The organism is Candidatus Poriferisodalis multihospitum, assembly GCF_028283155.1.
Classification (GTDB): domain Bacteria; phylum Actinomycetota; class Acidimicrobiia; order Acidimicrobiales; family Poriferisodalaceae; genus Poriferisodalis; species Poriferisodalis multihospitum.
In genome coordinates this window covers 1-25,118 of sequence record NZ_JAPYOK010000106.1, presented here as the reverse complement: position 1 = coordinate 25,118, position 25,118 = coordinate 1, and the positions used below count along the sequence as shown (strand labels likewise).

Genomic DNA, 25,118 nt, shown 5'->3' with positions numbered 1-25,118 from the left:
CAACGAGCCGCCGCCGACCGCGCTGCCGCCCGCCCCGACCCCGGCCTCGCGGCCGGACTCGCCGGCGCACGACACCGCGAGAACCACCGCGAGCACCGCGGTGATCAGTTGAGCGCGTTCCGGCGGCGCAGAATGCTCTCTGAACATGCTCGCGACGGTACGGCATCTCGGCTCGACCGAGTGTTGACACCAGGCCCAGACCGCCCGACAACGTAAAGGGGGTTCTAGTGCAGCCCCTTGTCGAGGTCGTTGTCGGATCAGGGGCCGAGGGCGGTGATGGGCGTGACGTGTACGCCGTCGGGGCGGGCGTACGCGAAGCCGAGAGCCGTGATGACTGCCATGCCGACCAGGTGTTTGGCGCGGTCAGCGGCAACGCTGTCGCGTACGCGTCGCAATGACTGGGCCGCTGCCTCGATTGCATCGCCCCCGCCGAGCTTGATCTCTGCGGCGAGCCATCGTCCGTCGGGCAAGTCCACTATGGCGTCGGCTTCTGTGCCCGCGGCATCGCGCAGGTGTGCGACGCGTCCGTCGTAGGGCTGGGCGAGTATCCGCAGGTCTCTCACCACGAGCGACTCGAACAGCAGGCCGAGCGTTGTCATGTCGCCCATGAGGCGTTCGGCGTTGGCGCCGAGTGTGCTCATGCTGGCTTCGGTCGCGACGTTTCGGGCCAGCGAACGCAGCAGCCGCTCCACGCCGGCAGGACTCGGAATGGCGGCATCATCGAGAAGCCGGACGTCGGTTCGGGCGGCTTCGGTGAGGTAGCCGCGCAGGTTGCGCTGGATCTCCGGCAACGGCAGCTCTGCCTGACCTGACTGGGAACAAGGGCGGCGACGCCCACAGGGCCCGGCGCGGGTGCTCCTGGCGCTGCTGGCCGAGCAGCCCGAGATCATCCAGGAACGGCTCGGCCCTGCACGGGCGCAATGACTGCGGTGGCTGGAACCCGCTCACGCCGCCGTGTCTTGGCTCGCTGGTGTTCGCTCGCCCGTGCGGCAGTGGCCGTCGGAGCGTTGGCTGTTCTGGCGACGGCGTGTTACCGCTTCGAGATTGATCTGGTGGTGCGCGAGGACGGCTCGGGTTCTGTCGATGCGGCGATCGGCATCGACGTGGCGATGCTCAGCCTCATGGGGTCCGGCGAGGGCGACGCGTCCGGGACAGCCGGGGAGGTGTGCCGGCGGGTCGTCGACGGGTCCGGTGCCGATGTGCCGAGCATTTTCGGCTTGAGCGAGCTGGACGACGTCGATGTCTCCTTGGCTGATGGGGTCTGCGCTGTCAGGTTCGGGCGAACTTGGTCGGCTGGTGAGGGCGAGACCGTTCTGGCGGCGTTGGCGGGGGACAACGGACCGCGGATTCGCCGCACTGACAGTGACGGCTGGCGCTTCGATCTGGATCTGGCGTCACTCGGCGAGGAGCTGGCCGATGAGGAGTTCACCTCGGAGGACCGCGCTGAGGCCGAGGCTCTGGGCTTGGAGTTGCCCACGCTGGCAGTCTCGGTGAGGCTGCCGGGCGAGGCCGTCGAGCACAATGCCGATTCGGTGAGGCAATCGAAGTACTCGTGGGAACTCGATCTGTTCGCCGCCGAGCAGCACCCTGCTTCGCTGTACGCCGAGACCGCGCCCGGCGGCGGACTCAGTCCCGCAGCGATCGGCGCCATCGTCACCGGAGTCGGCTTGGCTCTCGCGGCGCTCGTCACGCTGCGCCGACACCGGCAGGCCAAGACCGTCGAACCGGACAACATCGAATCAGAAGCCGCGTTGCCCGACGGCACCTACGTCAAGTGCCATCAGCACGCGGCCGACGCGAGACAAGGGGCAGCTCTCCCGCCGTGATGTTCCTCGCCTTGGCGAAGCTGTCAATATCAGTCGCGTTCGCGCAGTTTCCTCGTGTTGTCTGCCGTGGCATCGAACAGAGCGTCGGTGGTTGCCTTGACCCCGCCGACCTCGGCAGCAAGTCCGTCGATGCGACTGTTCACCGCAGCGAAACCCTCATCCACCTTGGCTTCCAGCCCATCGAACCGTGCTGCGATGCCGTCGTTCATCGCAGTGATGTATCCGCGGATCGACTCCGCGGCGCTGTCGCCGGGAGTCGTGTCGTCGGGTTCGGCTGTCTCCATGTGCGCGGATCGTACAACGCGCGTACCTACAAGCGTCGGATCGCGAATGTGCAGGTCAGAGCATCCCGACCGGGAAGCAGGTGTCTGCCAAGGCCGCCGCACCGACCGAGCGGTGGCAACCGGGAGGCTCCGCGGACAATCTCGGTCGCACGCCGCCCACACGAGCACGGCGCTGGTGGTCTTGGCAGACACGTAGCCAGCCCGCATCGCCCACCTTTCGCCCAACGGCTACGACCAGCGACGGGGCTGAGTCGCATCCGATTCCACAAGACGCAGACGGCTCAGCCCCCCGTATTGGGGGGAGGCGGGGGAAACGGCCGAAACAGCGAGGGACCCCCAGCGACCTTGACCGAACACCACACGAGTTCTCGCCGCCAACCGCTGCCCACCATCTGGCACGAGAAGCAACCAGGCACCTTGCTGAGGGTCCGTCGGGTGCTGGCTCCGGAGCGTTAGTTTGCGGCCGGGATCGAGCGAGGAGTCTTGCGATGAATGATCAAGCTGCGGCCAAGGCACCCGGCATTGCCGGTGTGCTGGTGCGGATTCACGACAAGGCCGGCATCGGCGCCGTGCTGAGCCTGTACTGGTTCTTGTTCTGGCTGCTGAACGGCTTCGACAAGTTCTTCAACGCTGACACGTTCTACGGCGTGAACTTCAAGATGGGCCTCGAGAACGTCATGCTGCCCGCGCTGGGGATGCCCACGTCGCTGGCATGGCCGCTGGCGATCATCGTGGGCGTCATCGAGGTGGTGCTCGGTTTGCTGTTCTTGGTGTCGCTGGCGGCGTTCGTCACCCGCAAGCCGCACCGGTACGAGGTGGGGACCGCCTGCATCGGGCTCAGCGTTCTGTTCTTCGCGTTGCTCACCGCCGGGGCGATTCTGTTCGGCGAGCGCGGCCACGTGATGACCCAGGGCCTGTTCATCGGCACGCTGCTGGTCAGCGCGCTCACCCTGCACGTCTCCAAGAAGGCATCCGCCTGACAGCACCCACTTCGCCGCGCTCACGAGGCGCTGCGGCCGGCTCGTCGGTGAGTTCCGGGTTCGGCGGAACAAGAGCGATGCCAGCCTGCTCCGGCAGGGACGGAGGCTTCCGTGAGACGATTCGGGTTAGGACTGCTCGTCGCCGCCGCCGCGTTGAGCCTTGGGGCGGCGGCATGCGGTGAGGCCGACGCCGAGACCATCACAGTCGAGAGCTGGAGGGCCGAGGACGCAGCCGTCTGGGAAGACCTGATCATCCCGGCGTTTGAGCGAGAATTCCCCGCCATCGAGGTGGCGTTCGTGCCAACGTCGCCCACCGAGTACGACGCGGCATTGGAAGAGCGCTTGGCGGAGGGCACAGCCGGCGACGTGATCGCCTGCCGCGCATTCGACACCTCTCTGGCGCTCTTCGAACGCAGCCACTTGGCGCCGCTCGCTGACCTTCCAGGCATCGAGGCCTTCGGCCCAGACGAAAGGAGCGCCTGGGCAGCCGACGGCGGCATCCCCTATTGCGTGCCGGTGGCCTCGGTGATCCATGGGTTCGTCTACAACCGGACGGCCTTCGGTGAGCTCGGATTGCGCGAGCCGCGGACCGAGGAGGAGTTCTTCGGCCTGCTGGAGGCAATCCGGGATGAGGGCAGTCTCGTCCCGCTGGCCATGGGCACCCGCGACCGGTGGGAGGCCGCGACGATGGGGTTCCAGAGCATCGGACCCAACTACTGGAAGGGCGAGCAGGGTCGGCTGGCGCTCATCGACGGCTCGGCCAAGCTGACCGATCAGCCATATGTGGACACCCTCACGACGCTGCAACGGTGGTCGCAGTACCTGCCCAGCAGCGCACCGGAGATGACTCACGCCGAGGCGCGGGCCATGTTCACTGCGGGCGACGCGGCGATCTACCCCGCCGGGTCGTGGGAGATCGCAGCGCTCAGCTCCGCAGCCGATTTCGAACTCGGTGCGTTCGCTCCGCCGCCGCCTGCCGGCCAGGACACCTGCTACATCAGCGACCACACCGACATCGGCTTGGGCATGAACGCTGCAACCGACAGCCCGCAGGCCGTCAGAACCCTTCTGACCTGGGCGACGTCAAGGGACTTCGCCCGGATCTTCGCGAACGCCCTGCCCGGGTTCTTCACCCTGAGGGGCACACCGGCGGATATCGACGACCCGCTCGCCCGCGAGTTCGCCTCGTGGCGGGACAACTGCGAATCGACCAGCCGCAACACGGCTCAATTCCTCTCCCGCGGCGAACCCGGTCTCGAGCACGAGGCGTGGGCTGTCAGCGCCGCCGTTCTGACCGGCGGCCTCGACCCCATCTCCGGTGCGCAGCGCCTCCAGGCAAGCCTCGACTCCTGGTACGACCCACCCAGCCAGCCCGCCAACCGGTAGCGGCCACTGCGCGGTGAGAGCCGAAGCCGACTGGCTCGTCAGACGGGCGCAACGTGGACATGGGGGTACGGAGCGGCGAGCCGGTCAAGGTCGCGTTGGTCACCGGTCATGACCACGCCGCCGCCCGCCTCGACAGCGGCGGCGACGCAATGGAGCCAGGCCGCGCACCACGACGCAGCGAACATTTCGCGCCGCGCAATTCCGGGAGAGCCTTCATGCAGCGCAGCGTCGGCAGGAAGCCGGCGTCGCCGAGCTGTTGGGTCTCGGGCCGGGCGTCCGAGCCGTCGATGTGGGCTGCGGCGTGGGCGGGCCGTTGGTCAACATCGCCCGGTTGTCGGGCGCCAGCATCACAGGCCTGAACTTCAACGCCTACCAAGTCCAGCGCGGCTGGCGGGCCCTGCAGCGGGCCGACGGGGTCCGCGGAGCATGCGATTTCCTGCTGGCCGACTACATGGACGTCCCGCTGTCCGACGGCCGATTCGATGCCGCGTACTCCTTCGAGGCGATCTGCCATGCACCAGACCGGCATCGCTGTCTCGCGGAGATCTGGCGCCTGCTCAAGCCCAGCGGAGAGATTGCCCTGACCGAGTGGTGCTTGACGGATCGCTTCGACGAAAGGGATCCGATCCACGGGGACATACGTGCGCGAGTCGAGTTCGCGAATGCGACGCCCAGCCTTCCGACAACCTCCGGATTCGTTGAGGCTGTGCAGTCTGCGGGCTTTGAGATTCTCTCCGGCTGTGACCAGGCACTCGACAGCGACCCAGACTTTCCGTGGTACCGGGCGCTGCAGGGGCGCGATCTCTCGTTGGCATCGCTGGCGCGTGTCCCCGCCGGCCGCCGTTTCACTGCCATGACCATGGCGATGCTTGAACGGCTCCGCGTCGTTCCGGCCGGCACCGGCGAATCGGCCCGCATCCTGAACGAAGCTGCCGATGCGCTGGTTCAGGCGGGCGAGCAGGGAATCTTCACGCCCTGCTATCTGGTGCATGCCCGCAAACCGGATGCGGTCGGCGATGAACCTTCCGGCTCATGAACCGCAGGGCCGGGACCGGGGGCAGACGTGCAAGTCGCCGGCCTGGGCGTCGGGACTCGCCGTTCTTGGATGATCTGCGTCTGGCCAGCTACCCCCCGCCGTATCCCGACGGCTGGTACCGGCTGGCCAGCTCGAAGTCGCTGCGGAGAGGACGAGCGCGTTGCCTCGAATGCCTGGGCCGGGCGCTGGTCGTGTGGCGCACCACTGACGCCGACGACGTGTTCGCGATGTCAGCCTTCTGCCCCCACCTCGGCGCGAATCTCGCGGACGGTCGCGTCTGCGGGGACCGCATCGAGTGCCCGTTCCACGCGTGGCAGTTCACCGGCGACGGCCGGGTGGCGAGTGTCCCCTACAGCAGCACGCCGCCAACGCGCGCCGTGGCCGAGTCGTTTCCCGTCGAAGAGGTGCACGGTTCGATCTTCATGTACCACCGTGACAGTCAAACGAGGCAGCAGGCGGACGATGCGGTGCCGCACGGAGTCCCTCGCGTCCCCGAGATCGACGACGGGCGCCTTGTCTTGCGAGGGCGCTACAACGCCGGCCGCACCCGAACGCACATGATCGAGCTCATCGAGAACGCATCCGACACGGCGCATTTCCGCTATCTCCACAGTCGGATGAACATTCCGTGGACGCTCATCCCGGTCCCCGGCGTCGGTCTTGAGCACACAGCCCGCCTGGATCTCGACGATGATCGGGAGTCGTGCAGGCCGCAGCTTGATATCGAGACGGTGCTCAAGGTCCGCGGCCGGCCCATCGAGCGCACCCGAGCGAGCACCCGGGTCACCTTCACCGGTGCCGGCAGCATCCTGAACTTCAGGCTCAAGATTCCCGATGCCGGCGAGATCGAGATCATCCAGACTCAGCTCCCAGTGGCCCCGCTCGAACAGCAGGTCGACTTCTGCTGGTTCGCGGATCCCAAGATGCCGAGAGCCGTGGTCTGGTACGCGGTGGGCAACTGGATCTCGCAGTGGCGCAACGATGTCCGGATCTGGGAAGCCAAGATCTTCCGACAGTCACCGACGCTCTGTCGAGACGACGGGCCGGTGATGTGTCTGCGACGCTGCTGGGCGCAGTACTACCCCGATTGGACTCCCACGGCCGCCGTGCGAACCCCGCGAAACTGATTCCCCGCGCTGTTCGCCGCCGAGAAATTGCGTCGCGTGACCGTCACGAACAGCAGCCGCATCGCCATCTTGCCGGGCGTCGTGCGGCAGGTGCCTCTGCTGAAGCATGCATATGTGTAAGTTTTGACATGTCCATGATAGATTCGATGCATGCGCACGACTATTGAGTTCGAGGACGATGTCGCACTGGCGCTCTCTCGGCTGCGCCGCGACAGCGGCATGGGAGTGTCGGAGGCTGCGAACTTCCTCATCCGGCAGGGCTTGACGGCACCGGCGCGCGCCGAGCGGTTCGTGCAGCAGACCCGCCCGCTCGGCGTCCGCATCGACGTCAGCAACGTGGCCGAGGCCCTGGAGCTGATCGACGGCCCGATGCCCGGCAGCCCGACGTGATCGTCGATGCGAACCTGCTGATCTACGCCGTCGACGAGTCCAGCCCGTTCCACGATCCTGCCAAGACGTGGATCGAGGACGCTCTGAACGGGCCGCAGCGCATCGGGCTGCCTTGGCAGTCGACCACCGGCTTCCTACGGATCGCCACCAATCCTCGTGCCGTATCGGCGCCGCTGAACCCCGCAGAAGCATGGCAATACGTAGAGGATTGGCTCGCCGCGCCTCACGCGTGGATCCCCGAACCGGGACCCGGCTTTCGCGAGATCCTCGGCGGACTCATCTGTGAACTGCATCTCACCGCCAATCTCCTTCCCGATGCGGCGCTCGCCGCGCTGTGCATCGAACACGGCGTGGCGATGGCCTCGGCGGACTCCGACTTCGCCCGCTTCCCCCAGATCCGCTGGATCAACCCGGTACAGCCCGGCGCACCGCACTGATTGACGGCCGGGCGGAGTCACCTCTGCGGATGCTGCGCCTCCGCCTCGCTCTCGCCGACGTCGGATGACGAGCGCAGATTCTGATGCGGTCGGGTCGGCAATTGCGTCACCCGGCCATTCTGCCAGCCCCGCATCGGTGCTCAGGCGCATTCGTGTCACACCGGTTGGCTACGTTCTGCGCCGTGACCGAAGACTCGACTGCCGATGCCGCACCGGAGCGCTGGCGGCTGGAACGCGCAGGGATCATCAACGTCTACCAGTACGGCAATGAGGTGCTCGACTTCGGCGGCGGGCGGCTGCTGCTGCGAGGGGTGAACGGCTCGGGCAAGTCCACGGCGATGAACATGCTGCTGCCGTTCCTGCTCACGGCGAGGCAGCGCGATATCGACGCCGCGCAGGATCAGCGCGGTCCGCTGCGGTCGTGGATGCTCGAAGGACGCGACGACCCCCAGCCGGTCGGCTACCTGTGGATCGAGTACCGGCGCGGCGGCGAGTTCTTCGCCTGCGGCTGCGGCATCAGGGCCAACCGGCAAGCCGACAATGTGACGACGTGGTGGTTTGCGACCTCCCAGCGGCCCGGCATCGACATCGATCTCGTCACTGACGGCGTCGCGCTGTCTGCGGATGCGCTGCGTGATCGTCTCGGCGGTGATCCGGTGTTCCGCGAGCGGGACCGGCGGGACTACCGGAGGCTCATCGAGCAGCGCCTGTTCGGCGGCGCCGGGCTCGATCAGCACATCCGGCTGATCGACAAGGTGCGCAACCCGAGAGTGGGCGACCGGATCGACCGCGACCTGCCTGACGATCTGATGGACGCGCTGCCGCAACTCTCCGACCGGGCGCTCACCGATGCGGCGGCGCCGCTGGATGACCTCGATGAGCATCGTCGCAACGTGGCGGCGCTGGAGCGCACCGTCTCGACGCTCGGCAGCCTGCTGGAGCGCTATCGCGCCTACTGCGCCGCCGATCTGCGGGTCCGGGTCGCCGACGCGCGTCGCCTGCTCGCTGAGCATCAGCGCAGTCGTCGGGCGGCAGCGAAGCTCCATACGCAGGCAGGCGACACGGATGCGGAGGTGCAGCGCATCGATGAGGAGATCGCGGAGTCGGAGAGCCGCGTGCGGCGGCTGCGAAGCGAGGTCTCCGCCGTGGAGGAATCGCGTGCCTACCAGGACGGTCGCCAGCTCGATGCACTGCGAGACCTCGTAGAGCGGCTCGTCCGCCAAGCGAATGATGCGCGGCGGCGTCTCGGACGGGCGGACGAGGTGATCGTCGGCGCAACGTCAGAGCTCGACGCTGCACAGCGGCGCAGTCACGATGATCTGGGTCATCTGAACGAGGGGCTGTCGCATGCCGCGCAGATCGCAGAACGGTGCGGGCTGGCTGAGCGTCCCCCGCCTGCACTGGGCTTGCGACGGTCGGCTATCGACGGTGTCGATGCCGTGGCGCCTGAGCCGTTCGACGCGACCGATGCGCGGCGTCGCTTGGAGGGCGTTGAAGCAGCGGCACGGCAGCGGCGCGGCGACATCGGGGCCGTCAGCGCTGCGCAGGACCGGCGCGACGAGGCCGAAGCCCGGCTCGACAGCGCGCGCAGCGCACTCGAGTCCGCCGCCGAAGCCCACGAGCAGGCGGCGGAACGCTGCGCCTTGCTGGAAGCGTCGCGGGCCGACGCGATGCGCGAGTGGACGGCCCGCATCGAGCAGTGGAGCGACGACTCGGCCCGGTTGTGCGACGACGCCGCATCGCCGACCGCAGTGGCCGACGACGCAGCGACGGCAGCATCCGCGCCGCAGACCCGCTCGGATCTGCAGACCCGCCTGATCGGGTCGATCGAGGCAGCCATCGCGACGCAGTCGGACCGAGCTGCGGCTTCGGCGCATCTCAGGTCGGAGGCTCGGGCGGCGGTCGAAGAGCAGCAGGCTGTGCTCGACGAGCTGATGGGCCGTGCCGAACCGCAGCCGCCCCGCCTGGGGTGGCAGTCTCCCGCTGTCTACTGCCTGGCCGATGTCGTCGACTTCGCGGCCGAAGTCGAGTCAGCGGATCGGGTCGGGCTCGAAGCTGCCATGGAGGCGTCGGGCCTGCTGTCGGCACGACCGGCCTCCGCCGACACGCTTGAGCTGGCGACCGGCGAGCTGATCGTGGTCGATGCCGAGCCGGCCGAGCACCCGCTGAGCAGGATGCTCGCCGTCACCGTTCCCAGCCGGCTTGGTGGTGAGGTCGATGAGCGCCTGATCGCCCGGCTGCTGGCATCGGTGAACTGTGAGCGGGCGAACGGCAGCGGTCGCCAGCCCGACAGGGCGGGAAATCGGGGTAGTGACGCTAGAACGGCCGTCGCTGCGGTCAGTACCGACGGCTCGTTCCGCCTGGGAACACTCGCCGGTCGCCACCACAAGGAGCGAGCCGAGCACATCGGCGCTGCGGCACGGCTCGAAGCGCTGGATCGTGCCCGTGAGCTGGCACGGGGCGAGCTGGAGCGTCGGGCGGCCGAAACCGCTCGCCTCGATGAGCTGCATGCGGACCAGCGGCGCCTGCTGATCGCGCTGCAAGAGCACCGCAACGCCTTCCCGTCGTCTACGGCGCTCGATCGAGCAGAGAGCGCGGTCGAGACGGCCGCCGCCGAGCTGGCCCATGCCGAGACACGTCGGCAGGCGGCGGCAGACCAGGCAGGACAAGCCGAGCAGGCAGCGCTCGGCACCGAGGAGGAGCTGTATCGCATCGCCGCGGCGCACGCGCTGCCGCGAAACCGCTCGTCGCTGCGCGAGGTCACGGTTCGGCTGGCCGAGCTCGACCGGTACTGCGCGGAGTGCGCGTCGCACCTGACCACGCTGCGGCGATCGGTGAGCGAATGGGATCGGCTGGCCGATCGGCTCCGTCTCGCGCTCGCCGAGCGCGACGAGGCCGCCCGTGCGCTCGCCAGCGCGACAGCCGACCGCGATGAACAGCAGGCACGGCTCGACATGCTGACCGAAACGGTCGGTGCCGAGTACGAACGGGTGCGTGCCCAACGAGATCGGCTCAAGGCCGAACTTGACGACATGGACAGCGACCTGCCGCGGCTGAGAGAACGGAGGGACGCCGCCGTCGGTGAGCAAGCACGCCTGCGCGCTGAGGCCGATGCCGCCGCTCGTGCCGCGGGTGCTGCAGAAGCGCAGTGCGATGCGTACCGCACCGAGTTCGAAGACGTGCTCGGCACCCGCGGCTACCTCGACGCGGTGGCAGACGGAGACGAGGTCGAGATGCCGGCCGCCGGCGCCGTCGGGCACACCGGGCTTGCTGCGGTGGCAGACGGCGCGGAGCGCCTCGTCGGCGCAGGAGTCGAAGCGGGATCGCCGCCCGAGACCGTCAGCGCCGACGGTGTGCGCCAGTCGCTGCGGCGCCAGCGCGACGCACTCGGCGGCGGCTGGGACGCGTACGACTTCCAGCCCGACCCGACCCGGCCGCTGCGGATCGAGGTGAGCGGGCCGCTGGCTGCCAGTTCCACGCTGGCTGAGGCCCGTCACGGCGCGGCGGCACAGCTTCGCCAGACAGCGGGATTGCTCGATCGCAAGCAGACCGACGCACTGCGCCAGCTGCTCCAGGGGCTCATCGCCACAGAGATAGCGCAGAAGATGCACGGCGCGAAGCGACTGATCGACCTGATGAACCAGCGGCTCAGCTCGGTCGCGACCGCCCATCGGGTCGGTGTGCGGCTGCGCTGGCGGCGCTCGCCCGAACTCGATCAGTCCACCTCGCGCATGGTGGAACTCCTCGCCAAGCAGCCCGACCTGCGGACCCCCGACGAGAACGACGCAGTGCGAGCCGCGCTGTCAGAACGACTCGAAGAGGCCCGCGCCGACGAGCCCGATGCGTCCTACCGGCAGCTCATCGCCCAGACGCTCGACTACAAGCAGTGGCACGATCTCGACGTGATGGTGACCCGCCCCGAAGCCGCCGAGGCGCGGCTGACCAAGCGAACGCCGCTCTCCGAAGGCGAGAAGAAGCTGGTCACCTACCTGCCGCTGTTCGTCGCCGTCGCGGCCTCCTGCGATGCCATGGCCGAATCCCAGGCAGGGTCGCACGGCGACCAGCCCGGCATCGCCCGCTTCGTGCTGCTCGACGATGCCTTCGCCAAGGTCTCGGCCGACAACCACGCAGCGCTGTTCGGCCTGCTCGTGGCGCTGGACCTGGATTTCATAGCGACCAGCGAGCGGCTATGGGGTGATCACGCAACCCTGCCGGAGCTGTCCATCGTCGAGATCGTGCGCGACCCCACGCTGCGCACGATCCTGCTCGACCGCTACATCTGGCAGGGACACGCGACCGAACAGGTTGCCGCGGCATGAGCGACACTGCCGCAGACCCCGTCGAGCCGCTGCCCGGTGGGGCAGCGCATGGCGACCTCGGCGGAGATGCCTACGAGAGTCCGGGTCCTGACGACCGGGCGCGCCTGCTGTTCCGGTATCTCGGAGGTGAGGAATGGGCCGAGTACCGGGCCATTCTCGCCGTGTTCGCCGACACCTATTTCTCCGACTTCGGCCCGGCCGAGGTGCATGCCCAGATCCGCGACGCGGACCTCGCCGAGCGTCTGTCCCCCGACACGGTGCACGATCGGCTCGAGAGCCTGAGGCGCTGGGGGAACCTCGAAGCGTCCACCGACATCGGACGGCCCTCCAGCATCGACGACTACTACCGCCGACGGCATCGCTACCTCATCACGCCGGCCGGTCAGCAGGTATTCGACCTCGTCGAACGCGTGCTCGCCAGTGCCGACAAGGTGGCCGATCCCCAAGCTGGCCGGCTGGGCGATCTGCACCGCGGGCTGCAGTTGCTGGCGGACCATGCTTCAGGCAATTTCCGTGACCTCGCCGCTGCTGACGCAACTGCTGCGGTACGCGCGGTGTTCGACACCCACGAGCGGTTCGTCGACGAGATCACCGGATTCTTCAGACAGCTCGCGCAGTGGCAGAGCCGCTACGACCTCAGTCCTGAGGAAGTGCAGCTGCTCGCCGGGGTGATCGTCGGCTACGTCGACGAGCGGCTCAACGAGATCGAGCGGATGCGCGGGCCGATCGAGCGATGCCTGGAGGCGATCATGCCCCGGCTGGATGCGCTGCTGGCGTCGATCGACACCGGCCTCGCCGGCCGGGTAAGCGACGCCGGGCTCGCCGACGAGTTCGACGTGCGACGCGCACGCGGCTCAGACACTGAGCACTGGCAGCATCTCGGCGGCTGGTTCACGGATGCCCCGGGACGGCCGGCTCGGCTGACGCAGCTCACCGAACAGGCGCTGGCGGCAGTGCGAACGCTGACCGCGAACCTGAGCCGCCTGTCTCGCCTCGGAGCGCTCACCACCTCGCGGCGAGCCGACTTCCTGCGGCTCGCAGCCTTCGTGGACGCTGCGCCGCATTCGTCGCGTGCCCATGACGTCTTCTCTGCGGCGCTCGGGCTCGGCTCATGCCGTCACGCTGGCCTGCTCGCCGCCGACGCGGACGACCCGGCGCCGACCACGACCGCCTGGAGCGACGCCCCGCGTGCCGTGGTGCCCGTCTCGCTGCGCGAGCGCGGCGATGTGGTTCAGCGCGGCTGGCCCACGCCGATGCGGGACCGTCGCGAAGCTCAACAGCTCATGCGGGAGCGTCTCGAACGCGAACGCCTCGAGCAGGAAGCGGTCGCGGCCGAACTGCTGTCGAGCGCGGATGCCACAGGCGACCTCGACGGCGCCGAGCTGTCCGCGGGTGCGTTTGCCCTGTTGCGCGACCTCATCGGCACTGCCGGCCATCAGGCTCCCGACGCCACCGGTGCCCGGGTGGCCCATGCCTGGGGACTCCGGTGCGAGCTGCGCCGTATGCACCGCCGCAGCACCGTGGTGCGCTGCCCGCAGGGCCGCATGACCATGCACGGCATCACCGTCGCCATCGTCGATGCCGACGCCGCCATCGGCATCCGCAGCGCGGTCGCGCTCTCTCCGCCGTCGCCGCTGCCCGCCGCCCGACAGGTATCGGCGGCATGAGCCAGAGCGATGCCCCGGATCGGCTGGCTGCCGAGAGGCGAGATGCAGCCCGCTTTGTCGTCATGCACCCCTTGGCAGCGGCCGAGCGGCACCCCGCAGAGTTCGCGCTGATCCGTCGGCATCAACAGCGTCTCGGCCAGTGGTTCACGCAGCGTTTCGGCTACCGCTTGCTGGTGGCCGCCGACACGGCACGGCTCTACAAGACGACCACGGTTCCCCGACGCCGCCCCCTGCGCACGGCCGGCACGCAGCCGCGGCCGTTCCGCCTGCCCGAGTACCGGGCGCTGGCGCTGATACTGGCCGCGGTCGTGTCCGGTCCGAGCGTGGTCAGCCTGCGCGATCTCGTGGGGGCGGTGCGCGCCGCCGCGGCGGAGGCTGGCGTCGAATTCGGTCAAGAGTCGCCGGACCGGCGCGCAGTGGTGACGGCGCTGCGATGGATGATCGCGCACGGGCTCGCGACTGAGCTTGCCGAGCGGGTCGATGCCTTTCGGGAAGACGAGGACGCCGATGCCCTGCTCGAGATGCGACCTGACCGCATCGCAATGCTGCCGATGCCCACCCTCGCACGCTCGCAGTGCGTCGACGAGCTCTTCGACCGGTCCGAGAGCCGCCGCTCGGCGCGTGCCTGGATGCGAGCCCTGCTGCTCGAAGAACCGGTGCTGTACCGCAGCGACCTCGACGATGCCGAGTGGACCGAACTGCGTCGCCGCCTCGGGGAGGAGACCGACTTCTTCGACGAGATGTTCGGGCTGCGCCTCGAGGCGCGCGCCGAAGGCGTGATGGCTGTCGATCCCGACGGGCAGCTCACCGATGCGGGCTTCCCGCTGACGGGAACCGTCGGCCACGCTGCCCTGCTGCTGGCCGACGCGCTGGCGCAGCATCCTGCCTCGCCCGTCAGCCGCGAGGCGGTGACCCGCATGGTCTCCGAGTTTTCCGCCGAGCATCGTCAGTACTGGTCGCAGCTCGGCCGTGATGCTGAACGGCTCGCTGCCGAGGCGCTGGAGCTGCTGGCCGATCACCGCCTGGTGGAATTCGACGATCACAGCGTGGTCGTGCTGCCGGCTGCGGCGCGCTACCGCGTCGAGGCGTCCCACGAGCAGGCATCGATGCTGTGAACGCGCACCCGTCCGACGCCGCGGGCACTCCGAGCGTCTCCGATGCCGTGCCCGCGTCACTGACCGATCCGGGGCTGGCGGCGCTCTGGCGGGAAGTCCGCCGCCGGCTCGACCGTGACGGCGAGGCGACGGCCCGCACCATGGCCATGCCGGCCATCGAACCGCGCTGCACCCTGGCGCTGTCGACCCTGCTGGAGCGCCCGACCGCCGCACGTGTCGACCTGAACGCCTTGGAGGACGGTCTGCGCCGCCGAGGCATCGGCCACGACCTGGACTCCGCGCTGTCCCGGCTCGGGCATCCTCCCGACCCGGCGGCAGTGGCAGCGCGCCGCGCACGTGCGCGCACCAGGCGGGCGCACAGCGCGCTGGCCGACGCCGCTGCCGGTTGGCCTGAGCCGTGGGCGGCTGACTGGGCTGAGGAACTGCGCTCGGCAGGCCTCATCGGCAGCCTCGACGAGCCCGAGGTCGCCTCCTTGGTCGACGACGTCCGGCGACTGCTCAGGCATGCGGCAGACGCACCGGCCGGCGTCACGACCCGCGCCCAACTGGCGGCTCGGCTCTTCGGCTCGGCCCATGCGCTCGACGACGGCACCAAGCTCGCGTCGGCGGCCAAGCGGGCGCTGCGCCGAACTCTGGGGCCGTCAGGACAAGTACTCGAGGGGCGACAGCTGTGGGAAGCCGCAGGCATCGAAGTCGATGCCGTCTCCGCGCCTGTGCTCACCTGGGGTTTGCGCCCGATCGGCTCCTCGCCGCTCGCCTCCATGCTGAACAGCGCCGCCGACAGCGGGATGCCGCTGCACCTCAGCCTGCGCTTGCTGCGCGCCCACCCCATCGAAGCTCCCGATGGCACAGCCGTTCTCGTGTCGGAGAACCCGAGTGTCATCGAGGCGGCGATCATCTCCAAAGCGCCATTCGGCATGGTGTGCACGAATGGCAATCCCTCCACCGCCGTCACCGAACTCGTCACCCAGTTGGCCGCTTCTGGCGCGGCCCTGAGCTACCACGGCGACTGCGATTCGGACGGCATAGCGATCTGCCGCCGCATGGCCGAGCGCGGCTGCGTTCCCTGGATGATGGGTGCCACGGACTACCTCCGCGCCCTCAGCCACGCGGCGGACAACGGCATCGAACTGCCGAGCGACCCCAACGCCTGCGGTCCCACGCCATGGGACCCCGACCTCGCCGCCGAGTTCGCCGCCCTCCGCTCCGTCGTCCACGAAGAACTCGTCGTGGACGAACTCCTCACAGCGTTCGCCGCCCACGCCACCACCCGCCGCTGACGTTCGATGCCGAGTTGTCGTGCTGCGGCCCCGACAACCTCCTGTGGCTCGTCACCACAGTCGCGTCGGCAATGAAGTCGGGACCTCAGCCAGCGTCGCAGTGGTGACAGTCTCGAAATCGGGTCACGTCGCGTGAGCGGCCGTATGGACGATCACCCTGTCCAGCCGTTCCGACAGACGGTCTTGGGTGACTTCGAGATCGTGTTGAGCCTGAAGCCCCATCCAGAACTCCGGAGAGTTCCCGAAGAAACGCCCCAGCAGCAGGGCCGTCTCGGCAGTGATGGACCGCTGGCCGTGAACGATGGAGTGAATGCGCCGCGGGTCGACACCGATGGAAACCGCCAGCCGGTACTGGGTGATGCGCATCGGGGCAAGGAACTCCTCGTTGAGGACCTCGCCGGGGTGGATCGGCGGCAACTTCGATTCCGTGGTCATGCTTCCTCCGGGTCAGTGATAGTCCACGACTCGGACACGGCGTCGCTCTCGCCAACCTTGGTCGATCAGGACGCGGGCACGGTGACGATGACGGTGGCGTCGATGGGCTCGCCGTTATGGGTGAGTGTGGCATGGTCGTTGGCTGACAGCTCGACGCGGACCTCACGCTCGCCCGGCTCGAGATGGCCTAGGTGGTACCACAGCCCGTAGAGGCGATTGACCTTCGCGCCGTCGATGTACATGTGCATGTGGCCTTCGCCCTCGACGTGGTCGGTGGAGGCCCGTTCGGGGGCGAGCCGGAAGTTCCCCAGGGCGATCTGCACGTTCCAGCCGCTGGCGGGGTCCGGCGTGACCTCCAAGGCGACCGTCGGCACCGCACTGCCAGCAGCGACCTCCCTGGTCGCCGCGTGGTCGTGTGCTGCATCCTCCGCGGCGGACATGTCGCCCATGTCGTGGTTCATCTCGCCGCTGCCGGGCAGGTCATCGGACGCTTCGTCGCCGGTGTGAACGTGCACCTCGCCGTCTTCGTGAATATGCACCGATGTGGCGGACGCATCGTCGGGGATCGTCGCCGCCGTCAGGTCGGGTTCGCTGCCGCCGCAGGCAGTCACGAGGGCCACCACTGCCAAGGCCGCAACAAGGAGTCTCCGCCAGCGCATGATCAGAACGCCTCCGCAGTCGATTTCGGCAGCCATGTCTACCCGGCGCGGCACATCCCTCGACATGCCCTGACATAGGCTCGACTCGGTGGTTGGTCGGCGGCGTCCAAGGGCGGTGGGAAGGCTTCTTGTATCGCTCGGCATCGTGGTCACGGCGTGGGCGGTGACGGGGTGCGGCGGCGGGAGCGGCGTGGTTGCTGTCGAGGGCAACGACGACGCCCGACAGGCGGCCGAAGTCGCTGCGGAACAGAGTGCGACAGAGCGGATCGAGACGGTCGGTGCTCAAGAGGCGTCCTCGCAGGCGGCGGCGCAACCGGATCGCGTGGGCACAGCGGCAATGACCGACGACCGGACTGCCAGTGACCCCTCGCCTGAGGACCTGTCGACGGGGCCGATCTTGCGCTGGACCGCATTCGACCCGGGTGTCGACCAACTTGGCAGGTTGTTCACGACCGGTGACGGGCGGGTGGTGATGGGCGGCCAGCCATCAGAGGCCGAGCCGTACTTCATCGTCACCGCAGACGGCTCCACTTGGTCAGAGCTGCACCTGCCGCCCTCTCTGTGGCCGAACAGCTTCGACTTGACGGGTGAGAGATGGGCGCTTGCCGGATGGCCGCGCGGCAATCCCCGCGATGCCGGCTTCAGCGGCCGGATCTACGTCTCCGACGACAGGGGCTCGACTTGGCACGAGGCTCGGCTCGAGGCAGCGCCGCGTGAACTGCCCGAGCACGCCCTTGCTCACTCCATCGTGGTCGCAGTCGCGACATCGGGTCCGCATGTCGTAGCGGCCGTCAGAACGCACCTCTCCCTCGATTTCGAAGCACTGCTGGGGGACCGCGGCCTGCTGCCGTCCGGTGCAGGACCGCGCTGGATCTCCATTGACGGCGACGGAGTCGGCTTCGAGCTGTTCGAGGAACCTGCCTCCGACAGCGCACAGCAGACGCCCGCCGAGCCGCTGAGGTTCACCGTCGACGAACTCGGATTGTCGGCCGAGCAGATGGCGATCGTCGAAGGAGCGCACGATCCCGGGCCCATCCGCGTGTACTCAGGATCCGGCCCTGTGCTCACCGAGACTGCCGTGCTCGACGGTCGGCGGGCGCATGCAATCGGCAACGCTCGCGGCTTCATCGTGCTGACCGAAGCAGACGGCGGCATGGTCACGCTGCTCACCTCGCCCGACGGCCACGCCTGGAGCGACCAGACGCCTGATGGGCCGCCTATTCGAGCGCCGTTGGACAGTTCTGCCATCGGGCCCGGCGGCTCCGTGTGGATGCTCCGATCCGACGGGTCAGACAGTTACCTGACTCGATGGAGCGAGGGCGGTTCTGCTGTTCAAGGCACCTGGCTCGCAGACTTCCCCCGTCTCGTCGAGCTCAGCAGTGGGCCGGCAGGCCTCGCCGCAACAGCGATGCAGCCCCGCCCTGAGCCCGCCGGAGCGAGTTCGGGCGCTTCGGGATTGCCGGTCGGTCGGGTAGCCAAAGACGGCTACGAACTCCGGTACGGCGAGCCGGAGGGCGGGATCACGCTGTGGGATCTCACCGCAGACGCGGCGGTGTACGAGTTCGGCCCTGAGATCATCGAGAGCGACGAGATTCCTGAAGGCGTGCGAGAGGACCACGGCGACATCTTCGAACTCACATTCGAGGATCCCGACACGGGCGAGGACTTGGTGACATTCACCGAGGAAGATCTCCAATCCGTCTTCGGCGTTCAACGCGACGCGTCAGATTCGCCCTTCGGGGAGATGTGGATCGGATGGTCAGCCGATGGCACGAACTGGGGTTGGCAGACAGTCGCGGAGGCGTTCGGGCTCGGTGACGCAGAGGCCACGGCGACCGTGGCGGTGGGCGAGGACTTTGTGATCGCCTCGGTGCAGGTGTTCGACGTGCTTGGGTCTGACTCTTCGGATTCGGGCAGCGACGGCATGGCTACGTGGTCGAGCGGCACGAGCCGCTGGTTCATCGCCCGCGTGCCATGAACGCTCGCCGGAAGCAAGCTCGTCGCACATCTCGCCCGCAGATTGGCCATGCAGTTCGCCTATGGCTGGCGAGTCACTTTGTACTTGCAGGACTGTTGGTGCCGGCGGGGTGCGGAGGCACCGTCGCAGATCGTGCCGTGAGCGGCGGCGAACAGCGCGGCGAGTCGAGTGGTGGTGCCGAGGCGGCAGCCGACAGCAGTGACCAGCGGATTGCCACAGTCACTAGCGATCCCTCATCACCCGCCAACGTGGAGTCGCCACCCGTCGATGCGATGTCGGCCCCGCCGGACACGCCCACACGGTAACCGGACACGTCCCCGCGTCACGAGGGCGATGACGGCGTGCGCGTGTCGCCCGAGGCTGGATCACCCGAGGACGCGTCAACAGGGCCGGTGCTCGAATGGAGCGAGACCGAGCTCGACTTTCCTCGAGGCCTCAGCCTCTGGGCCACGAGCGACGGCAGGGTGACGGCGGCTGGCGCACAGTTCGCTGATGGCTTCTTGTCAGGTCCGTACTACGCCGTCGGCACGGACTTCGTCATCGCCATGGTGACGCCGTACCTGTCTGCCGCCCAGTCTGGAGACACCGGTTCTCAGTTTCCCGAGACCCGCTGGTTCATCGCTCGAGTCCCCTGATCCTCGCGAGCGGCTGCGCCAGCCGGATATCGAGTGTTGTCTCGGGACGGACTGGGTGTCTCTACTGTGAGGAAAGAGCCGCTACTCACATTAGACATCATCTCGGACACTGTGCTAGGTTGCGGTGCGGCTTAGACACGTCCGCAAGCGGGTGTGCCGACGCACAATTCGCGGGGCGTTACGGTTCGCATGAATCCAATAAGCCATGCCGATAGGGGGAGCAATGGCCACCGATCTTGAGATGTTCGTCGAAGCCGACGGACGCGAGGAACAGATTGCCGAAGTCGAGCGCCAGATAGAGGCCGACGGCATCCAGTACCTCTACTGCCAGTTCGTGTCGGTCACCGGCCGCATCATGGGCAAGGGCATACCGGCCAAGCACTTCGGGATGATCGCCCGCAAGGGCTTCCAGCTCGTCTACGGCTCCACCGCCAATCTCTTCATCGACCGCCACGGCAACTACATCGGCTACGGCCCCGAAGCCCGCGAGCTCGTCGGCATCGGCGAGCCCGAAACGTTCATGCCGCTGCCGTGGGATCCCAAGACCGCCCGGGTCTGGTGCACCCTGTTCCGGGGCCGCGAAGAAGAGGTAGACGGCGGAGCCTTCCTCACCTCGGACTGCCGGGGCAACCTGAAGCGGCTCCACGCCGAGTTCGAGGCCAAGCACGGGCTGCACCTGCGGGCCGGCTGCGAGCCCGAGATGATGTGGCTCAAAGCCGATGCAGACGGCAAGCCCACCGTGGAGGGCATGACCAAGCCGAACTGCTACCACATCGACCAGTTCGCCGAGCTGCAGCCGCTCATCCACAAGGTGGTGGAGTACTGCGAGGCCATGGGCCTCGAGATGATCCAGGGCGACCACGAGGACGCTCCTGGCCAGCTCGAGCTGAACTTCCAGTTCGACCGGGCTGAGCTCACCGCCGACCGCCTCACCACCTACCGCCAGGTGTGCAAGCAGGTGGGCCGCGAGCTGGGCGCCTTCCCGTGCTTCATGCCCAAGCCGTTCATGGGCGTCTCGGCCAACGGCTGCCACCACAACATCTCGTTGTGGGACACCGACGGCAACAACAAGTTCTTGCCCGAAGGCGACAACCCGCAGCTCCCCGGGCCTGTCGGCATGAAGGCCATCGGCGGCATTCTCGAGCATGTCCGGGCGCTGACGTGCCTGTCCTCGCCGACGGTCAACTCGTACCGCCGGCTGTGGGACACCGGCTTCTGGGCGCCGGTCTTCGCCGACTGGGGCTTCCAGAACCGCACGACTGCGTTGCGGGTGAGCGCTCCGGGCCGGTTCGAGTATCGCTCGGCGGACAGCTCGGTCAACCCCCACCTGTCGTTCGCCGGGCTGCTCATGGCGATGGACGACGGCCTCGACCGCAATCTCGACCCGGGCGAGCCCGAGGAGCGCAACATCTACGAGGCCATGGAGGCGGGCAAGAGCGTGGAGAAGATCCCGCTCACGCTCGGCGAGGCCCTCGAGGCGCTCCGCAACGACGAGGTCGTCATGCGCTCGCTGCCCGGCGAGATGGAGAAGGTGTTCTTCCACTACAAGACCGACGAGTGGGAACGCTTCCTGCACACCGTTTCCGACTGGGACGTGGAGGAGTACCTCGACGTCCTGCCGTGAGGGGGGCCGACAGCCATCCGGCCGGTTCGCAGAGGCGGGCCGGCACACAATCTGAAAGACCAACAGCACCCACGAAGGGGGGAGCACCATGTGCGGCATAGCCGGAGTGATCCACCGCGACGGAACCGCCGACATCGGAGCAGAGCTCACGGCGATGCTCCAATCGATGAAGCACCGGGGGCCCGATTCCACCGGCTACGCCGTGTACGGACCGGCCGACGACCTGGTCGTGATCCGGTTCGTGCTGGCCGAGCCGAACAAGAGCACGGGCATCGGCATGGCCGAGCGCCTTGAACGCAACCGGGCCGAGGTGGAGAGCCGCCTGGCCAAGATCGGCGCCGAGGTGGCCACGGTCACCAGCGAGACCGGGTACGCCTTCCGGGCCACCATCCGCTACGGCGGCGATCTCAAGGCCCTGGCCGACTACCTCGAAGACGTTCCCGGCTGCGAGGTGCTGTCGCTGGGCAGCTCGCTGGAGATCATCAAAGACCTGGGCGACGCCTCCACCGTGAGCGACCAGTACAACCTGGGCTCGTTCCGGGGCACGCACGGCATCGGCCACGTGCGCATGGCCACCGAGTCCGAGGTGGATCTCGCCAGCGCACACCCCTACTGGGCCTACCCCTTCGCCGACGTGGCGGTGGTGCACAACGGCCAGCTCACCAACTACCACCAGTGGCGCCGGCGCCTCGAGCAGCACGGCCACCGGTTCCAGAGCGAGTGCGACTCGGAGATCATCGCCGTGTACCTCGCCGAGTACATGAGCCGGGGCCTGACGCTCGAAACGTCGATGAAGCACAGCCTCGATGATCTCGACGGCGTGTTCACCTACGTCTGCGTCACCGGCAACCAGTTGGGCGTTGCCAAAGACGAGATGGCGGCCAAGCCGCTGGTGCTGTTCGAGTCGGAGCCGCTCGTGGCGGTTGCCACCGAGGAAGTGGCCATCCGGTCATTGGTGAAGCGCGAGGTCGTGACGCGTGATCCCTACGAGCGGGAGGTGCTGGTGTGGCAGGTGTAGGTTCCCGCAGCGGCGTCTCCTACGACGCTCGGGGGTTGGTCGAGCCCACTGCCGACATGCCCGACAACATCGAAGTCGAGGGCGGCCGGGCCCGCTTCGATGCGGCCGATCTGACGATTCGCCAGATCAATATGGCGATGCGCAAGCTCATCTACGACGACGGCATCACCGACGTCACCATCCTGAATCCGGCCTCGAAGCACTCGCTGGCGGTCGGCATCCTGAAGCGCTGCCGGATCCACTTCGAGGGCAGCCCCGGCTGGTTCGCGTGCGGGCTCATCGACGGGCCCGAGGTGACGATCAACGGTCGTGTGGGCTGGTCGGTGGCCGAGAACATGATGTCGGGCGTCGTCACCATCGAGCGCAGCGCCGGTTCGCTGACCGGTGCCGCCATCCGCGGCGGCGACCTCATCGTGAAGGGCGATGTGGGTGCCCGCACCGGCATCGACCAGAAGGGCGGCACGATCATCGTGCTGGGCGATGTCGGCATCAATACCGGCTTCATGATGCAGCGGGGCCGGCAGATCATCTGCGGCAACGCCGGCATGAACCTGGGCGACTCGATGTACGACGGCGAGATCTACGTGGCCGGCACAGTGGCCTCGCTCGGGGTCGACTGCGTGCCTGGTGAGTGGAACGATGCCGACACCGAGCTGATCGAGCGCAAGTTCCGCATCCACGGGCTCGGCGACCCACCCGAGTTCCAGAAGTTCGTCTGCGGCAAGGTGCTGCACAACTACGACCAGCTTGAGCCGTCCGAGCGCAAGCTCGTCATTCACTAGAGGCAGGGGGAAGAACAGTCATGGCTGACGAAAACGAGGTGAATGCGAGCACCGACGTGCTCGGCAAGAGCCGGATCTTCACCCGCGAGGTCATCAACGACATCCACGTGAAGGCCGAGTTGGGCCGCTACCGGATGCGGGGCTTCTCGATCTTCAAGAAGATCCCGCACTGGGACGAGCTGGTGTTCCTGCCCGGCACGCTCACCCGCTTCGTGATCGAGGGCTACCGCGAGAAGTGCGAGACCAAGACGGTCATCGGCTCACGCTTCGCCGAGAAACCGCTGGAGCTGGACATCCCGGTGTACATCACCGGCATGAGCTTCGGCGCGCTGTCGCTGGAAGCCAAGATGGCGCTCGCCAAGGGCGCCTCGATGGCCGGCACCGCCACCTGCTCGGGCGAGGGCGGCATGATCCCGCCGGAGCGGGATCTGTCGACCAAGTGGTACTACCAGATCATCCAGAGCCGCTACGGCTTCAACCCCCACCACCTGATGCTGGCCGACGCAGTCGAGTTCTTCATCGGCCAGGGCTGCAAGGTGGGTCTGGGCGGCCACCTGATGGGCCAGAAGGTCACCGAGCAGGTGGCCGAGATGCGTTCGCTGCCAGCAGGCATCGATCAGCGCTCCCCGGCCCGTCATCCGGACTGGCTGGGTCCCGACGATCTGTCGCTGAAGATCCAGGAAATCCGCGAGGCCACCGATTACCAGATCCCCATCCAGCTCAAGCTGGGATCGGCCCGGGTCTACGACGACGTGCGCATGGCCGCCAAGTGCGGCCCCGACGTCATCTACCTCGACGGAGCCGAGGGCGGCACCGGTGCCGGCCCGCACCTGGCCACCGAGGAGACCGGCATCCCGCTGATGGCTGCCATCCCCGAGGCCCGCCGGGCGCTGGAGGACGTCGGCCTCGCCGACGACATCGACCTAGTGGTTGCGGGCGGCATCCGCAACGGCGGCGATGTTGCCAAGTGCCTGGCGCTGGGCGCCGATGCGATTGCGCTCGGCACGGCGGCACTGATGGCGCTCAACTGCAACAAGGAGATTCCCGGCGTCACCGACTACGAGGGCACGATCGGCGTTCCCGCCGGCGAGTGCTACCACTGCCACACCGGCCGGTGTCCCGTCGGCGTGGCCACCCAGGACGTGGAGCTGCGCAAGCGCCTCGATGTCGACGAGGCGGCCCTGCGGGTCTACAACTTCCTGATCACCCTGACAGGGCTGTAGGCATGGCGAACTCAGCAAGCACAGGCGAGAGCACCCGCGAGACCCGCACGGTGGCCATCGACGCGGAGGTGCTGGCGGGCAAGCGGTTCGGTTACCAGGAGGACATGTCGCTGGTGGAGGACATCGACCTGTTGGAGCTCACGCCGGGGCCCGACATCAACTGGCTCGAGGACATCACGCTGCTCTCCGAAGACGGCATCCCCGCGGTGTTCGATCGGTACTCCAATTCGTTCCTGAAGATCTACTTCGACATCCCCGAGGGCCGCGAGGACGAGATCGCCCGCAAGGTGCTGATGAAGCATCTCACCGAGGGCAACAGCTACGGCATCACGCTGAAAGACATCCACTGCAAGTTCCCGCAGGTGGAGCTGGGGCCGTGGGTGGAGGATTCCAGAATTGTCGGCACCGACTGGCGTGCGCCGGTGCTGGAGGGCTGGGAGGCCCCGGCTGGCCACTGAGCCCGCACGCTCGACACGTCACACAAGAGGACCATTCTCAAGAAGGCATCGGCAATGGCACTACCGACCAGCGCTCGCTACGTCATCATCGGCAGCGGCATTCACGGCTTGTCCACGGCGTGGAACCTCGCCCGTGACCTGAGGTCGTCGGGTCGGGGCTCTGGAGCCGACATCGTCGTCATCGACAAGTCCGGCGTCGGCGCGGGGGCCTCGGGCATTGCCTGCGGCGTGATCCGCAACAACTACTTCCAGCCGGCCATGCGCGAGCTGATGGCGCACTCGGTGAGCGTGTGGGACAGCGACCCTGAAGCGTTCTCCTACCACCCCGTGGGCTACATGCAGATCAGTCACGAGGCGATGCGCGACGACGTGGCCTCCATCGCAGCCCAGCAGGCGGCCATCGGGTATTCCTCGACGTTCGTCGAGGGCGCTGCGGCCTCGGATAGCTACATGAAGGGC

22 protein-coding genes and 1 pseudogene are annotated in these 25,118 nt (G+C 67.8%); 19 read left to right on the top strand and 4 right to left on the bottom strand.

The window, feature by feature from the left end:
- Nucleotides 1-257 precede the first annotated feature (257 nt).
- Nucleotides 258-791, bottom strand: a complete 534-nt coding sequence (locus VI480_RS12190; RefSeq protein WP_323673123.1) for a DUF4143 domain-containing protein — start codon at nt 789-791, stop codon at nt 258-260.
- A gap of 129 nt (nt 792-920) precedes the next feature.
- On the opposite strand from VI480_RS12190, the gene VI480_RS12185 reads away from it, so the two are divergent.
- Nucleotides 921-1,826: a hypothetical protein gene (locus tag VI480_RS12185; RefSeq protein ID WP_323673122.1), complete on the top strand. Its 906-nt coding sequence runs from the start codon at nt 921-923 to the stop codon at nt 1,824-1,826.
- A gap of 29 nt (nt 1,827-1,855) precedes the next feature.
- On the opposite strand, the gene VI480_RS12180 is transcribed toward VI480_RS12185, so the two are convergent.
- Nucleotides 1,856-2,110, bottom strand: a complete 255-nt coding sequence (locus tag VI480_RS12180; protein ID WP_323673121.1) for a hypothetical protein — start codon at nt 2,108-2,110, stop codon at nt 1,856-1,858.
- 488 nt (nt 2,111-2,598) lie between these two features.
- Between VI480_RS12180 and VI480_RS12175 the strand changes: the two genes are divergently transcribed.
- The 10 genes and pseudogenes from VI480_RS12175 (at nt 2,599) to VI480_RS12130 (ending at nt 15,847) form a co-directional block, all read left to right on the top strand.
- Nucleotides 2,599-3,090, top strand: a complete 492-nt coding sequence (locus VI480_RS12175) for a hypothetical protein (RefSeq protein ID WP_323673120.1) — start codon at nt 2,599-2,601, stop codon at nt 3,088-3,090.
- A gap of 111 nt (nt 3,091-3,201) precedes the next feature.
- On the top strand, nt 3,202-4,476 hold the full coding sequence (locus VI480_RS12170) for an ABC transporter substrate-binding protein (protein ID WP_323673119.1): 1,275 nt from the start codon (nt 3,202-3,204) through the stop codon (nt 4,474-4,476).
- A 211-nt stretch (nt 4,477-4,687) separates the two neighbouring features.
- Nucleotides 4,688-5,512, top strand: a pseudogene (locus VI480_RS12165) (methyltransferase domain-containing protein); the annotation flags it as partial.
- Between the two features lie 65 nt (nt 5,513-5,577).
- Complete coding sequence (locus VI480_RS12160) at nt 5,578-6,639, top strand: Rieske 2Fe-2S domain-containing protein (protein WP_323673118.1); 1,062 nt, start codon at nt 5,578-5,580, stop codon at nt 6,637-6,639.
- A gap of 150 nt (nt 6,640-6,789) precedes the next feature.
- Nucleotides 6,790-7,029, top strand: coding sequence for a hypothetical protein (locus VI480_RS12155; protein WP_323673117.1), 240 nt, complete (start codon nt 6,790-6,792; stop codon nt 7,027-7,029).
- Complete coding sequence (locus VI480_RS12150; RefSeq protein ID WP_323673116.1) at nt 7,026-7,466, top strand: TA system VapC family ribonuclease toxin; 441 nt, start codon at nt 7,026-7,028, stop codon at nt 7,464-7,466. The genes VI480_RS12155 and VI480_RS12150 overlap by 4 nt, the downstream gene beginning before the upstream one ends.
- A 182-nt stretch (nt 7,467-7,648) precedes the next feature.
- On the top strand, nt 7,649-11,785 hold the full coding sequence (locus VI480_RS12145; RefSeq protein WP_323673115.1) for a TIGR02680 family protein: 4,137 nt from the start codon (nt 7,649-7,651) through the stop codon (nt 11,783-11,785).
- On the top strand, nt 11,782-13,452 hold the full coding sequence (locus VI480_RS12140) for a TIGR02677 family protein (protein WP_323673114.1): 1,671 nt from the start codon (nt 11,782-11,784) through the stop codon (nt 13,450-13,452). Before VI480_RS12145 ends, VI480_RS12140 begins: the two co-directional genes overlap by 4 nt.
- Nucleotides 13,449-14,567: a TIGR02678 family protein gene (locus VI480_RS12135; RefSeq protein WP_323673113.1), complete on the top strand. Its 1,119-nt coding sequence runs from the start codon at nt 13,449-13,451 to the stop codon at nt 14,565-14,567. Before VI480_RS12140 ends, VI480_RS12135 begins: the two co-directional genes overlap by 4 nt.
- Nucleotides 14,564-15,847 carry a DUF2399 domain-containing protein gene (locus VI480_RS12130; protein ID WP_323673112.1) on the top strand — a complete coding sequence of 428 codons (1,284 nt, stop codon included), beginning with the start codon at nt 14,564-14,566 and terminating at the stop codon, nt 15,845-15,847. The genes VI480_RS12135 and VI480_RS12130 overlap by 4 nt, the downstream gene beginning before the upstream one ends.
- 123 nt (nt 15,848-15,970) lie before the next feature.
- Here VI480_RS12130 and VI480_RS12125 read toward each other — a convergent pair whose 3' ends face one another.
- Nucleotides 15,971-16,282 carry a HigA family addiction module antitoxin gene (locus VI480_RS12125; RefSeq protein WP_323673111.1) on the bottom strand — a complete coding sequence of 104 codons (312 nt, stop codon included), beginning with the start codon at nt 16,280-16,282 and terminating at the stop codon, nt 15,971-15,973.
- 65 nt (nt 16,283-16,347) lie between these two features.
- Nucleotides 16,348-16,977, bottom strand: a complete 630-nt coding sequence (locus VI480_RS12120) for a hypothetical protein (protein WP_323673110.1) — start codon at nt 16,975-16,977, stop codon at nt 16,348-16,350.
- 79 nt (nt 16,978-17,056) lie between these two features.
- Here VI480_RS12120 and VI480_RS12115 point away from each other — a divergent pair, with 79 nt between their 5' ends.
- The 8 genes from VI480_RS12115 to VI480_RS12080 all read left to right on the top strand — a co-directional run.
- Nucleotides 17,057-18,919 carry a hypothetical protein gene (locus VI480_RS12115; protein WP_323673109.1) on the top strand — a complete coding sequence of 621 codons (1,863 nt, stop codon included), beginning with the start codon at nt 17,057-17,059 and terminating at the stop codon, nt 18,917-18,919.
- A 341-nt stretch (nt 18,920-19,260) separates the two neighbouring features.
- A complete protein-coding gene (locus tag VI480_RS12110; RefSeq protein WP_323673108.1) occupies nt 19,261-19,554 on the top strand; it encodes a hypothetical protein in 294 nt (97 codons plus the stop codon).
- A gap of 223 nt (nt 19,555-19,777) precedes the next feature.
- Nucleotides 19,778-21,178 (top strand): hypothetical protein, encoded by a 1,401-nt coding sequence (locus VI480_RS12105; protein WP_323673107.1) that lies wholly within the window; start codon nt 19,778-19,780, stop codon nt 21,176-21,178.
- Nucleotides 21,179-21,266: 88 nt separating this feature from the next.
- On the top strand, nt 21,267-22,196 hold the full coding sequence (locus VI480_RS12100) for a hypothetical protein (RefSeq protein WP_323673106.1): 930 nt from the start codon (nt 21,267-21,269) through the stop codon (nt 22,194-22,196).
- On the top strand, nt 22,184-22,978 hold the full coding sequence (locus tag VI480_RS12095) for a hypothetical protein (RefSeq protein ID WP_323673105.1): 795 nt from the start codon (nt 22,184-22,186) through the stop codon (nt 22,976-22,978). The genes VI480_RS12100 and VI480_RS12095 overlap by 13 nt, the downstream gene beginning before the upstream one ends.
- Before the next feature lie 20 nt (nt 22,979-22,998).
- Nucleotides 22,999-24,201: an FMN-binding glutamate synthase family protein gene (locus VI480_RS12090; protein WP_323673104.1), complete on the top strand. Its 1,203-nt coding sequence runs from the start codon at nt 22,999-23,001 to the stop codon at nt 24,199-24,201.
- Between the two features lie 2 nt (nt 24,202-24,203).
- Nucleotides 24,204-24,659 carry a hypothetical protein gene (locus VI480_RS12085; protein ID WP_323673103.1) on the top strand — a complete coding sequence of 152 codons (456 nt, stop codon included), beginning with the start codon at nt 24,204-24,206 and terminating at the stop codon, nt 24,657-24,659.
- A 54-nt stretch (nt 24,660-24,713) separates the two neighbouring features.
- Nucleotides 24,714-25,118, top strand: a 405-nt coding sequence (locus VI480_RS12080; protein WP_323673102.1) for an FAD-dependent oxidoreductase, incomplete at its 3' end; no start/stop codon positions are given.